Origin of the sequence: Desulfosalsimonas sp., assembly GCF_046483245.1 — a bacterium.
Lineage (GTDB): Bacteria > Desulfobacterota > Desulfobacteria > Desulfobacterales > Desulfosalsimonadaceae > Desulfosalsimonas.
In genome coordinates this window covers 1-13,018 of record NZ_JAWODO010000153.1, presented here as the reverse complement: position 1 = coordinate 13,018, position 13,018 = coordinate 1, and the positions used below count along the sequence as shown (strand labels likewise).

At 53.8% G+C, this 13,018-nt stretch carries 10 protein-coding genes; 5 read left to right on the top strand and 5 right to left on the bottom strand.

Translation table 11 applies throughout. From position 1 onward, the window contains the following. The 3 genes from R6U41_RS13400 to R6U41_RS13390 form a co-directional block, all read right to left on the bottom strand. A partial coding sequence (locus tag R6U41_RS13400) for a trimethylamine methyltransferase family protein (protein WP_410270348.1) occupies positions 1 to 1,407 on the bottom strand: 1,407 nt, incomplete at its 3' end. Next, on the bottom strand, positions 1,407 to 2,855 hold the full coding sequence (locus R6U41_RS13395; RefSeq protein WP_410270347.1) for a trimethylamine methyltransferase family protein: 1,449 nt from the start codon (positions 2,853 to 2,855) through the stop codon (positions 1,407 to 1,409). The genes R6U41_RS13400 and R6U41_RS13395, both read right to left, overlap by 1 nt. A 156-nt stretch (positions 2,856 to 3,011) precedes the next feature. After that, on the bottom strand, positions 3,012 to 4,508 hold the full coding sequence (locus R6U41_RS13390; RefSeq protein ID WP_410270346.1) for a prolipoprotein diacylglyceryl transferase family protein: 1,497 nt from the start codon (positions 4,506 to 4,508) through the stop codon (positions 3,012 to 3,014). A 276-nt stretch (positions 4,509 to 4,784) separates the two neighbouring features. On the opposite strand from R6U41_RS13390, the gene R6U41_RS13385 reads away from it, so the two are divergent. After that, positions 4,785 to 6,926: a Tex family protein gene (locus tag R6U41_RS13385; protein ID WP_410270345.1), complete on the top strand. Its 2,142-nt coding sequence runs from the start codon at positions 4,785 to 4,787 to the stop codon at positions 6,924 to 6,926. 12 nt (positions 6,927 to 6,938) lie between these two features. Beyond that, positions 6,939 to 8,042, top strand: coding sequence for a polysaccharide deacetylase family protein (locus tag R6U41_RS13380; protein ID WP_410270344.1), 1,104 nt, complete (start codon positions 6,939 to 6,941; stop codon positions 8,040 to 8,042). Positions 8,043 to 8,094: 52 nt separating this feature from the next. On the opposite strand, the gene R6U41_RS13375 is transcribed toward R6U41_RS13380, so the two are convergent. Further along, entirely contained in the window at positions 8,095 to 8,910 is an 816-nt protein-coding gene (locus R6U41_RS13375; protein ID WP_410270343.1) for a glycine betaine ABC transporter substrate-binding protein, read from the bottom strand. Between the two features lie 117 nt (positions 8,911 to 9,027). Continuing rightward, complete coding sequence (locus tag R6U41_RS13370; RefSeq protein WP_410270342.1) at positions 9,028 to 9,963, bottom strand: glucosaminidase domain-containing protein; 936 nt, start codon at positions 9,961 to 9,963, stop codon at positions 9,028 to 9,030. Positions 9,964 to 10,222: 259 nt separating this feature from the next. Here R6U41_RS13370 and R6U41_RS13365 point away from each other — a divergent pair, with 259 nt between their 5' ends. The 3 genes from R6U41_RS13365 to R6U41_RS13355 are packed head-to-tail and all read left to right on the top strand — an operon-like array spanning position 10,223 to position 12,795. Then, positions 10,223 to 11,062 carry a substrate-binding domain-containing protein gene (locus tag R6U41_RS13365; RefSeq protein ID WP_410270341.1) on the top strand — a complete coding sequence of 280 codons (840 nt, stop codon included), beginning with the start codon at positions 10,223 to 10,225 and terminating at the stop codon, positions 11,060 to 11,062. Positions 11,063 to 11,065: 3 nt separating this feature from the next. Next, on the top strand, positions 11,066 to 11,752 hold the full coding sequence (locus R6U41_RS13360; protein ID WP_410270340.1) for an ABC transporter permease: 687 nt from the start codon (positions 11,066 to 11,068) through the stop codon (positions 11,750 to 11,752). Positions 11,753 to 11,757: 5 nt separating this feature from the next. Next, positions 11,758 to 12,795 (top strand): energy-coupling factor ABC transporter ATP-binding protein, encoded by a 1,038-nt coding sequence (locus R6U41_RS13355; protein WP_410270339.1) that lies wholly within the window; start codon positions 11,758 to 11,760, stop codon positions 12,793 to 12,795. The last annotated feature ends 223 nt before the right edge of the window (positions 12,796 to 13,018 follow it).

Below are 13,018 nucleotides of genomic sequence, written 5' to 3'. Positions count from 1 at the left end.
ATCGGAAATAATGTCTGCCGGGCTCCGGGTCTGTCGGAGAAGCTGCTGGGTGCGCTGGACGATGTGCTCGGACGTGGATTTTGATACAGGACATGAAAAAGGGGCTTCCGGCTTGTCTGATGATGCAAATGGCCTGACAAATCCATACGCCGCAAGTTTCTCCGAGGTCTGTTTGACCTTTCGGTAATCGCCTCCGGGACCTGCGGCTTCTATCTCCTCCCTGGCCAGGGTCTGCTCATCCACCAATACGCCTTTGGCAATGTATTGGCTTTTTGCAATGATTTCGTCAGCCAGAACCAGCTGAAAAAGGGACCCGCACATGCCCGATTCCATAAATCCCACGTCATGGACGAGGCTGGGCCCGCTGAGCATGGCCGAATGAAGCGACAAAGAGGCTTCGATTGCCGCCTGGGCATCCATTGCCTTGGAATCACTGCATCCCCCTGCGGAAAAAACCGGAAGCCCCAGGTATTCGCCCATTTCAGTGAGTCCGGATTCCAGACTGGAAAGCTCCGGAGCGCCATAGGCAAACACGGCCTCACGCATATCCAGGATGGACTGGGTGCCGCCGATGATAATACAAGCCCCCGGGTTGACAATCTGGGAAATCACCACGCCGATAAGCGATTCAGCCAGGGTCATTGAAATATGGGCGGCATGCGTGGCCGGCACGGTTCCGCCGCCGGTGCTCGCAGGGGCAAAAATCTGGGGGATGTTGTTTCTGGCGCAATACATCACCTTGTCAATGGCGCTGAAATCGGAAAGAAGCGGGGAGATGGGCTCATTGTAAAACAGATAATTGGGTTTCCGCCGGAATGCTTCCGGCCCGCCGGCCATGGCAATGGCGATCTGATGAATATCCCGGCAATGCTCTTTGGACATGCACCAGGCAATGGGCGGCTTTGTGGAATTCTGAATCATTTCGGAAAACTCGAAAAGCCCTTCCATTCCCCGGGAGGCGTCACTGACCAGGCCCAGCGACATCACAAAACCAATGCCGGAAAGCGCCTCGCATACCCGTGCCACCATGGCTGCATCATTGCATGTGTAGCGCCTTCGTTCAAAAGTAAGGGGATCGATAAAGTTCGGACAGGTGGGACCGGGGCCGAAATAGGTGTGACCGTGCTCCACCCGCAGGGCGGCATGGCCCTGCCAGCTGAAAATCGTGCTCACCGGCGGCACGGAGTCAAGGGCTTTTTTCACAATGTGCGGCGGCATATAAACCCGGTCCTGCGTCACCCGGCAGCCGTTTTCCGCAAGTATCCGGCAGGCCTGTTCATGCTTGACCCTGGCGCCGGTATGCTGCAAAATTTTGAGTACCTGGTTGAATATCAGCCGTTTTTGACCGTCAGACAAAAACGAAAACCGGATATACTGGTTTTCCGTCAGGTTGGTTCGGGTTCCCATCAGTGGTCCTCCTGTTGCAAACTTGCTGCCAGGGCCCGCAATTCGGCCAGCAGCTTTGGATCCATGGGGGCGGGCGTGTGCTCGTCCAGAATTTTGCCGCGCTGTTCAACGGCCCGCTGCTTCATGGTTGTGGCACCGGCAGCCAGCCAGCCGTCATAAACGGTGCGGTTGATCAGGCGGGGCCGGAACCATTGCTGCCAGTGCTCATGGGTGTGATCCTGGGTGAGATATTCCCCTCCCGGCCCGACAGATTCGATCAAATCCATGGCCAGGTATTCTTCATCCGTACAGATGCCTTTTCCAATCTGCTTGATCATGGAGATGATTTCATTGCACATGACCATGCTGTCCATGCAGAACTGCTCAGCACCGCTGATCATCCCGGAACCGTAAATCATGTCCGCCCCGGACAAAAAGGCGTAAAAAAGACCGGCGCTACAATCCACTCCGGCTTCCTGCCCCAGATCGTGGGCATCGGTAATACCCGCGGGCGACAGCATGCCCAGGCCCAGCCATTTGGAAATATCCGTGTTTGCAGCTACGCTCAGGGCAAGTTCCGGGGCGCCGTAGCAGCATCGGTTCGTATTTTGTGAGCCCGCACCCGTCACGCCGCCTCTGATCAAAGGCATGCCGGGATTCTGAAGATATGAAAGCACGGAGACCAGCATGGTTTCCGCCAGGCTTTGAACCAGCATCCCGGCAATGGTCGAGGGCGCGGTGATTCCGGAAATCGCCCGGGATGCACACACGCAGGGAATCTGTTTTTCAGCACAGAACAGCAGCTTGTCGGCCGCATCGGCCGATAATATCAAGGGAGAGTCGATTTCAAGATAGTGCGCAAAAAACGGGCGTAAGCGAAATTCCTTTTCCCCTCCGCAAATCAAGGTCCCCATCTGCCACAATCCATGAAGCTGCCTGACATCGGCACTGCCCAAAAGCATGGGTTTGCAGGAGCCTTCGAGCATGGCCGCCACAAGGGACAAATCCCATGACTTTCGGTTTGCGGAAAAAACCTTCAAGGGACCGGCAATAAAATCAAAATTGGGCAGAAAATCAACCAGGCGGGCTGCGTTGTAAATCTTTTCATAAAGGCCCTGGCCGTCAGCCGCCCCTCCGCTATCGGGTTTCAGCGGATAAATCGGCCCTGCGCCAAAAGCCAGCTCATCTTTCTGCAGCCGCACCCCCCTGGTCCGGGTTCTGCCGGCAAGGGCAATTTTTGAAGGATGCCCGACCAGGGCCTTTTCAACCAGAACCGCGGGAATGCGAACAAGATCTGTATCTGTAATCACGGCTTCGCTGTTTGCCAATAATCGGCGGGCCCGGGGGCTTTTTACCCGGGCCCCCAGACTTTCGATGACCCCGAGTGCATCAAAATAGATGCGCTCCATCTCATCTTCGGACAAAACCTGAAAATTCGGCGTGGTCTGAACGATTTCCTTTATTTGCATAGCTCCCCCCTGAAACCCTCCGGGATTTTCAATTTAGGATAAAATATCATAATCATTTCGTGTTTTCAGGTATTTTTTTCAAATTGCCCGCCGGGATGACCGCGCTGACCGGCCGGATCGTCCGGACGCACCGGACACGCGGCCAAATCAAGCCTGTTATGAACCCATGGGAAAACACATCAGCACCGGCATTCCAATAACCCCCAAATCAATGATGAAATGACAGATAAAAGCCGGTATGATACTTTTGTTGCGCTCAACAATGATTCCCAGGACAAGGCCGTAGGCAAATGAAAGAAAGCCGAAAACCGCTCCTGCGATCATGAAATGAATCAACGCGTAGGCCAGGGCCTGGACGATATTGGCCGTCCATATTGGGTATAGCGCCCGCTTTATCAGGTTATACAGGGCCAGACGGTATATAACCTCCTCGCCTGCGGCATTCATCAAACTCATCACCAGCACGGGCGGCCAGAAAACCGGTCCGCGAAAGCAAAATCCCTTTAATACAAACAATTCAAAACAATAATAAATGCTCACAGCCAGGCCGATGAAAAACGTGTATGAAAAACGGTTCCAACCCAGCCAGGGTTGTATGGGAATCTTAAGCCAGCGAAGCCAGAACAGGCAGCAAACGGGTATGAGCATCACCGGAGAATACCAGAGGATACGGCCGTAGGCATCGGCAAGGGAAAAAACCGGCTGAATCGGCCAGGGCCATATCCTGAGCTGCCGGGTGAGATAATATATGAAAAAATTCAATAAAACCAAGGACACCAGCAGTGCGGCCATGGAAAAAAGGTGTACAAGTTCGACATTGGCTTCATTGGCTACCGGTGCGGGTTTTGAAAATGAAAGCGGTTTGGTTTTTCGGCAGCGGCAGGCGATAACCGCGGACAAAACAAGCCCGGTGAAAAACAAAAGCCCCATGACAACCTGGGCCTGGGTCAGCCCGGCAAAAACCCTAGGCTCGTTACGGAAAACTTCAAAAACAATGCGTGCAGGGGGATAAAGCAAAAGGTAGGCTGTAAAAACCACTCCTCTGTAACGGGTTCGAATCTCCGGATCGGTATAAACCCGGTTGTAGACCCGGCGCAAAAAGAAAAAAACAGCCAAATTCACCATGATTGCATACAGGGGCACGGGATTTTGCAGGCCAAGATGGAATCCATAAAAATACAGATTCACCCGTGCCCCCCAGCAGCATCCCACAAGCAGGCATCCTGTGCGGCCGAGGGCATGCACCATTGGCAGATAAAGAAAAACCGTATCCAGTATCTCGGAAATTCTAAAGCGAAACAGGCGAGAGAGGACGGCCAGGAAAAACACCGCCATGAGCATGCCGCCATGAAATGTGTGAGAACCGCCGGAAACAATGTTTTCAACCAGCAGATCCACACACCAGTGCTCAAACGGCCGGTTCAACATCCCCGCGGCCCGGGAGCCTGCATAGACCACAGGACCAATGCCGGAAATGAAAATTCCGGTAAACACAAAAACGCGTTTTTTGGGATAACCAAGGCAAAAATACAGCTTTCGGGATGTAAAAACGGCAAAGACAATGAATGCAGCCGCAATAATGCCGTAATAATAGATTTCCCCGAGGATCTGTAAGACAGGATACCGGGATGCCAATCCGAAGTATTTGAACATGAAAAACCCTGTCCTGGTCAAAGGTTATTCCAGGCTGTCCGGGAAGCCTGGAAAATGCCCTTTCATCCGGAAATGACATTTTTACAATATTTTAGTATATTAAACAACAAAAACGTGCAGTGCATCAAAGGGGTTTGACCGCCGCGTACGCCCGGGACGGTACAATTCCGTGCTGCCCGTTATTGCGTTTTGGGCAAAGAGATATTATGATCCGGCAACTGCTGGCCGGGTGGAAATCCAACGGTTAGCGAAAATGGAAAAGGTATTTAAAAATACATGCAGAACAATACATTTGCCCAGACAGTTGCCCATGAACTAAACATTACCTCTGCCCAGGTTTCCGCAGTGACCGGTCTGCTCGAGCAGGGAGCCACCATCCCTTTTATTGCCAGATACCGGAAGGAGGCCACGGGCAGCCTTGATGAGGTGGCGGTAACCGCGGTTCGGGATCGCACGCATCAGCTGGGCGAACTTGCCGCACGAAAGGATGCAGTCTTAAACTCCCTGGAGAAACACGGGCACCTCACTGACAAACTCCGGGCAAGGGTTGAGGCCGCACAGACCCTTGCCGAAGTGGAAGATATCTATCTTCCCTATAAACCCAAACGCCGGACCCGGGGGGTCATGGCCCGGGAAAAAGGCCTTGAGCCCCTGGCCATGGACATATTTGCCCAAAACGGCCTGGATGTGCAGGCTGCAGCCGAAAATTTCGTGGATCCGGAAAAAGGGGTCGCTTCTGCTCAAGAGGCGCTGGCCGGGGCAAGAGACATTATTGCCGAACGCATCAGTGAAAACGAAAACGCGCGGACAGCTCTGCGGGATCTGTTTTTTAAAAAAGCCATTATCAAAAGTCGTGTTGTCCCGGGCATGGAGGAAACCGGTGCCAAGTTCCGGGATTATTTTGACTGGCAGGAAAATGCAGCAGCCGTGCCCTCCCACCGGATGCTGGCCATACGCAGGGGCGAAGAGCAGGATGTGCTGTCCATGCGCATGCTGCCGGATACAGATAAAGCCCTGGGCATCCTTGAAAAGCTTTTTGTCACGGGCCGGGGCATGGATTCCGAGCAGGTCCGCCGGGCTGCGGCAGACAGCTACAAGAGGCTTTTGTCCAATGCCATGGAAACCGAAACCCGCATCCGGGCCAAGCAGCGCGCTGATGAACAGGCCATTGCCGTTTTTGCAGACAACCTGCGCCAGGTGCTCATGGCCCCGCCCCTGGGGGCAAAGCGGATCCTGGGCATTGATCCGGGATTCCGCACCGGCTGCAAAGTGGTGTGTCTTGACCGGCAGGGCAAACTTTTACACCATGACACCATATATCCCCACACCGGAAAAAACCCTGAAAAACGCGATGGTGAAAAGCTCAGGCAGCTTTGTCAAAAATATTGCATCCAGGCCGTGGCCGTAGGAAACGGCACAGCAGGAAGGGAAACCGAATCGTTTGTGAAAGGCATCGATTTGGACCGGTCTATAACCGTGGTAATGGTAAACGAATCCGGGGCATCGATTTATTCCGCCTCAGAGGCTGCCCGCAGGGAGTTTCCTGACCTGGATCTGACCGTGCGCGGTGCGGTCTCCATTGCCAGGCGGCTGATGGATCCGCTTGCGGAACTGGTCAAGATCGACCCCAAGTCCATCGGCGTGGGCCAGTACCAGCATGACGTGGATCAGCGGGCACTGAAAAAAAGCCTGGATGATGTAGTCACCAGCTGCGTCAATGCCGTAGGCGTTGATGTCAACCGCGCAAGTGCCGAGCTGTTGACCTATGTCTCCGGACTCAGCTCCCGCATTGCCCAAAACCTTGTGGCATACCGGGATGAAAACGGACCGTTCCGGGACCGCCGGGAGCTGAAAAAGGTCCCCCGGCTGGGCCCAAAGGCATTTGAGCAATGCGCGGGTTTTTTGCGGATTGCCCAGGCCCAAAACCCTCTGGACGCCACAGCCGTACATCCGGAAAGCTATCCCGTTGTCCATGCCATGGCCGGGGATCAGGGCGCAACCGTGGCGGAACTGATCCGCAACCCGGAACTGCGTGACAAAATCAATCTTTCGCGCTATGTCACCGATACCGTTGGCATGCCCACATTAAAAGACATCATGGCCGAACTGGCCAAACCCGGCCGGGATATCCGGGAAAAATTCGAGGAATTCGGCTTTGCCGAAGGGATAGAAAAAATCGAGGATCTGAAAGAAGGCATGTGCCTGCCCGGTATTGCGACCAATATAACGGCTTTTGGCGCGTTTGTGGATATCGGGGTGCACCAGGACGGCTTGGTGCACATCAGTCAAATGGCCGACCGGTTTGTCAAAAACCCGGCAGATATTGTCAAGGTCGGCCAGAAAGTCCGGGTCACGGTCCTGTCCGTTGACCTGGAACGAAAACGCATTTCCCTTTCCATGAAAAACAAGCAGACCTAAACAGAGGAGTTTATGCTTCACAAAACGTTTTTTTATACTATGGCAGCCCTGTTTTTTCTTATACCGGCCGCAGCCGGGTTTACGGGTGCACCGGCCGCTGACCGGTCATCCGCACCCGGACCGAAACAGGAACAAATCCGGGCTTTTATCTATCATCATTTCGGCATGGAGGATCAATACCCGTCCACCAGTGTTTCCGTGGACCAGTTCAAAGACCATCTGGATTATCTGGACACGCATGATTACACGGTTTTAACCCTTGGCCAGGCCCTGGACCGGCTTTTTTCAGAAAAAGGGGTTTCTGAAAAAACCGCGGTCATCTCCATAGACGACGGGTATCGCTCGGTATGGGACAACGCCCTGCCCCTTCTGGAAAAATACGGGTATCCGGCAACCATTTTTATTGCAACCGCCTACGTGGGCGGTGACAATTATCTGTCCTGGGATCAGATTCAGCAGCTTCGGAAAAAAGGATTTGAAATCGGCAATCATTCCCACGGCCACGCGTATTTTTTAAACAAGCCAAAAGAGGAAATTGCAGACGCATTTGAAGCAGACCTGAAAAAATCACATGCACAATTCAGGCGGCATTTAGGCCATGTGCCCGAACTCTATGCCTATCCCGCCGGCGAATATAGCCCGGAAATGGCTGATGTATTGAAAAAATACGATTACAGGGCCGGGGCTGCCCAGAAATCCGGGGTCATCCACAGGGGCGGAGACAGATTTGCCCTGCCGCGTTTTCCCATGAATGTCAATTACGCGGAAATGGAAAGTTTTGAAGAAAAAATCGGGATGAACGCCCTTGAGGTAACAAAAGCCGATCCTGAATCCCCTTTGGTAACCCCAAAAAACAACCCCCCGGCATTGGAACTCCATATCCGGAAAAACAAAATAAACCCGGACGGACTACAGTGCTTTGTAAGCGGGGAAAAAGACTGCAAAATGGAAATATCTGAAAAGAACAAGGAACTGGTGGTCGAGGTGCGCGCCGATGATGCCCTCACGTCCCGTAGAACGCTTTACACGCTTACAGCACCGTCAAAAGACGGCTCCGAATGGTTCTGGTATTCGCACTCCTGGGTGATCCCTGAAAAAAAGCCCCCGCAGCAATAAAGGGTGCTTTTCCGGTTTTTCGGCTTGCCGCCGGGACACCGGATCTGCGGCATTACTGCCCGGAAAGCCAGGATTCGACCTTGTCCGGATTCTGTTTGATCCATTTCACCGCGCTTTGATACGGCTTTCCGGATTTTTGAATCATGTCCATCACCTGATGAATATCATCGGGCTGCCAGCTGAAATGATCCAGAAACCTGTAAAGATCCGGCTTTTCTTTTTCAAGGTCTTTTCTGACCACTGTGTGGATGGATTCAGATCCCCCGAAAACTCCTTTGGGGTCCTTTAAATACTTGAGATCCCACCTGGCAAATTTCCAGTGTGGGGTCCAGCCGGTGACAACCACCCACCGGCGTTTATTGATTTTTTTGCGCAAAACCTCGGTCATGGCAGCACCGCTTCCGGGTACCAGCTCCATATTGGCAATTTGATAGTCTTTGACGGCTTCTTTGGCAAAGCGCATGATGCCCGCGCCCGGATCAATGCCGATGATCTGATTGTCAAATTTTTCAGCGTGCGAATCAAGCGCCTCGATGGAATCAACAGGCACGTATTCGGGCACCACAAAACCCACTTTTGTCCCTTCCAGGTTCGGGCCCAGATCCACAACATGATCCCCTGCTTTTGCGTAATAATACTGATGAAGGCCGGGCAGCCAGGCACACACGAATCCGTCAACATCACTGCTGGCCGTTGAAAGCCACAAGGCCTCGGCATCCATTGCTACGAGTTCGCAGTCATAGCCCATCTTTTCTTCCAGCACGGCCTTAACCACGTTAGACGCCGCTGTTGCGCAGGACCATTGGGCATAAGCAATCCTGGCGGTTTTCTCATCCGCCTCTGAAGTGCCGGCAGTAAACAGAATCAAAAAAATGCCCGCGAACAAGCAGGTTAAAAATTTCACTGGCCTTCTCATACCGACCCCCCTTGCGTTGATTGCTTGTACTTTCGGTAAATATACACGGGCCCGGATAAAATCCGGAACCTAGGATCGGGCAGCCGGCTCATGGATGCCCATGAATTTCTCATTGCCCTGGATCATCTCCCGGAGCGTCTCCACATATTTCATACCGATCCCGGAATAGTGCTCGAGTCCGCCCGCCATGAGATGCGCATCCGGCTGTTTTCCGGCAAGGCGCATCCGGTAGCGCTGCATGCGGACCTCCCTGTATGCCGGATGGGAGTTAAGATTGCGGATATAAGCGCGAACCGAATCCGCCACATCGTCAAAGGTCCGGACCTCATAGGTGGCGCCCTCGGGGCGCTGTCTGGGAATGATACCGCATCCCTTTTTAAAACACCAGTGGCCGAATAAATTATTGCCCTCCCGGGCAAAATAGGAAGTCCCCCATCCGGACTCCTTTGCCGCCTGAATCAATGCAAGGGATACCGGAATTTTATCCACGTGGATGAGCATCTTCCTGAAAAACACCTCTCCCTGATCATATACGGCATCCACGCGGTATTTTTCTGCAAGGGCATTTAAATGTTGAATTTCCCTTTCCGACAATTCCTGCCCCCTGGCAAAACGCTGCCATTTTAGCAATACATACGCTCGCTGCTTGAGCACCTTATGATTTTCCTTCCGGACAATGGGACGCAGAAAGTCGAAAAAAGCCTTTTTCTTTTCTTCCACGTCCTTATATCTGGTGAAATCCGGCAATTGGGTATCCACATCATCGGGTATGGACGCGGCCGGAATCCGGTCTTTTCGCGTTTGCCGGGCGCTTGTTTCTATATGGTCCTGGTCTGCACCATTTTTATCTGCATTGTCTAAATCCGGCAGTTCAACCTGTCCGATGACTTCTTCGGGCCTGATATCCGCATCCTCTGGCTTTCGCTGACATGCCTGTAAAAAACCGCTGGCGGCCAAACTCATCACAAGCGTCAGGATAAAAAGCAATCTCATTTTTCTGTCCATTCATTCTCCTCACAAAACAGATCGATTTTGCCAATTTGCGTCTAGTGTATGAATGATTCTGCCCCTGCGGATAAAAATAAACAAGTTTTAAAATTTAAAAATGTCATTTTAAGTTATTTTTGGTAATTTAAATCTCAAAAACAATTCATTGATAAAAAATATTGACAATAAATAACCTTAACTTGTACTTTCCCGCTTATTTGACCACCATTTACTGAAATCCACTAACATGAAAATCCGCTCAAACAAAGGATTGCCAATGAAAATTCAATTCACTGCATGCAAAGCTGTTTTTCTCGGGGCCTGCATATTGATGCTCATGTGCAGACCGGCCTGGACCGCAGGCCCGGATCTGCTCATGGCCACCACCACCAGCACCGACAACACAGGCCTGCTTGACTACTTGGCCCCGCATTTTACAGAGGCCACGGGCATTGAAATCAAATGGACCGCAACAGGCACGGGCAAGGCCCTGGAACTGGGCAAAAGATGCGACGTGGACGTCCTGCTGGTGCACGCCCCGGATGCGGAAAAACAATACGTGGCTGACGGCTACGGTATCAACCGGCAGCCAATCATGTACAATGACTTTGTGGTAATCGGACCAAAATCCGATCCGGCAGACATCCGGGGCAAGACCACAAAGGCGGCCCTGAATGCCATTCTGGCCTCAGGGTCCTGTTTTGTGAGCCGGGGCGATGATTCGGGAACGCATAAAAAAGAAATTTCACTTTGGCAGGCTGCCGGGCTGACCCGGCCGGACAAAGAGCCCTGGTATATCCAGACCGGCCAGGGCATGCTGCCAAGCATCAACATCGCCGCAGAACAGTCCGGATACATCCTTACCGACAGGGGCACCTACATCAAGTACGCTCATGACAAGGGCGGCAGTCCGCCGCTGGTCATTGTGGTGGAAGGCGGAGATAGGCTTCGCAACCAATACAGCGTCATCCAGGTCAGCGCCGAGAACTGCCCGGATGTCAGGGCGGATCAGGCCCGGGCCTTTTCCGGGTGGATGGCCGGCAAACAAGCGCAGCAGCTCATTGACGGATTCAGACTTCTGGACAAAAAGCTGTTTATTCCCAACGCGGATCAATAAAAATTGGACTTTATCCTCCAGGGAACGGCCCAGGCCCTTGAACTGCTATTCTCCGGTGATCCGGAGACCTATTCGGCCGTGGCCGCCACCCTCACGGTGTCATCCTATGCCATGGCCACCAGCCTGGCAATGGGCATCCCCCTTGGATTTGCCCTGGGTCACCTGGATTTTGCCGGCAAACGCCAGGTGCGCCTTGTGGTCGACACCCTGCTGTCGCTTCCCACGGTTTTTATCGGGCTGCTGGTTTATGCGCTTGTCTCCCGGCAGGGTCCTCTGGGGGAAATGGGCCTGCTGTTTACGCTGCCCGGCATTGCCATCGGCCAGACCATACTGGCCCTGCCCATTGTCATCGCCCTGACCGCCACGGCCATTGAAAACACGGATGCCGGCCTGCGCACCACCCTGCTTTCCCTGGGGGCGGGCCGGCGTCACCTGGTGACGGCCACGCTTTGGGAAGCCCGCCATGCCATCCTGGCCGCGGCACTGACCGCCTATGGCCGGGTCATGACCGAGGTGGGCATTTCCATGATGGTGGGCGGCAACATCAAGTGGCATACCCGCACCATTACAACGGCCATTGCCCTGGAAACCGGAAAGGGCAAATTTGCCACGGGCATTGCCCTGGGGCTGGTGCTGCTGGCCATCGCATTCGGGGTCAATGCCGGGGTCTCGTTTCTGCGCAGAAAGTAAAAACCATGGCTTTATACGAACTGGAAAACATCCGGCACCATTATAACGGCACACCGGTGCTGTCCATTGACCGCTTGCGCATTGCCGAAAACAGCGTCACGGGGTTGTGCGGGCCCAACGGCAGCGGCAAAACCACATTGCTCAGCCTGCTGGGTCTGATCTCGCCGCCGGCCGCGGGATTCATTTATTTCAGGGGACACAGGGCCCGGCCCTATGACAGCCAAATCCGGAACAAAGTGGCACTGTTGCCCCAGCAGTCCTTTCTGCTGAAACGATCTGTGTACCAAAACGTGGCCTACGGGCTTCGGATCCGCAAAAACACAGACAACGAATCCGGACAAGTGGCTCATGCCCTCTCCCTGGTGGGCCTGAACCCGGAAAAATTCGCCGGCCGGCCATGGTATGCCCTGTCCGGGGGTGAGGCCCGGCGGGTGGCAATGGCTGCGCGTTTGGCGCTTCGGCCGGAAGTGCTGCTGCTCGATGAACCCACAACCAGCGTGGATGCCGCAAGCGCACAACTCATGCGCGAGGCCGCCGCAGAAGCCCACCTGCAGTGGAACACCAGCTTGATTATTGCCAGCCACGACATGCAGTGGCTCCAGGGGATCTGCCATGATCTGGTTTATCTGTTTGCCGGCACAATTCTGGGAAAAGGAAAAAAAACCATTGTCTTTGGCCCTTGGCAGCACACTTCCGGAGGCGGGGCAATCCGCACGCTGGCAGACGGACAGGTTCTTGCGGCGGAAAACGCCCCAAAGGATCTCACAGGGGCGGCCGCCATCCTGGACCCGGATGATATGTCCCTGCACGCATCACCCGATGATGCAGGTGCAAAAAAACACACCTTAAAAGGCCGAATTGTCTGCCTGGACCTGGAACAGCACACAGGCCTCATACGGGTCTTGCTTTTTGCGGGCCGGAGCGAATTCTGCCTTTACCTGGATGCCCAAACCCTGTCTGCCCGCGGCTGGCAGCCCGGCAGCGAGCTCTGGCTGGCCTACCGGCCGGACCGCGTTGAATGGAAAACCCACGGGTTGCAGTAAGATGCAAAGAAAAAGGTTTTTTCTGACAGGGGGTCATGCTACAAAACAGGGCAGAACCCGATGAACAGGAAAAGACAAAATGCCTTTGAAACGTTTCACCGCTGTTGTGCTGGCCTGCCTGTTTGTGCTCTTGGCCGCCGGCGCCGCACAGGCCCGTCCCCTGGTCCGGGGCTACGGATGTGCGGTGGCCAATCATGACACCATCCTGGAGCTTGTTGAATGC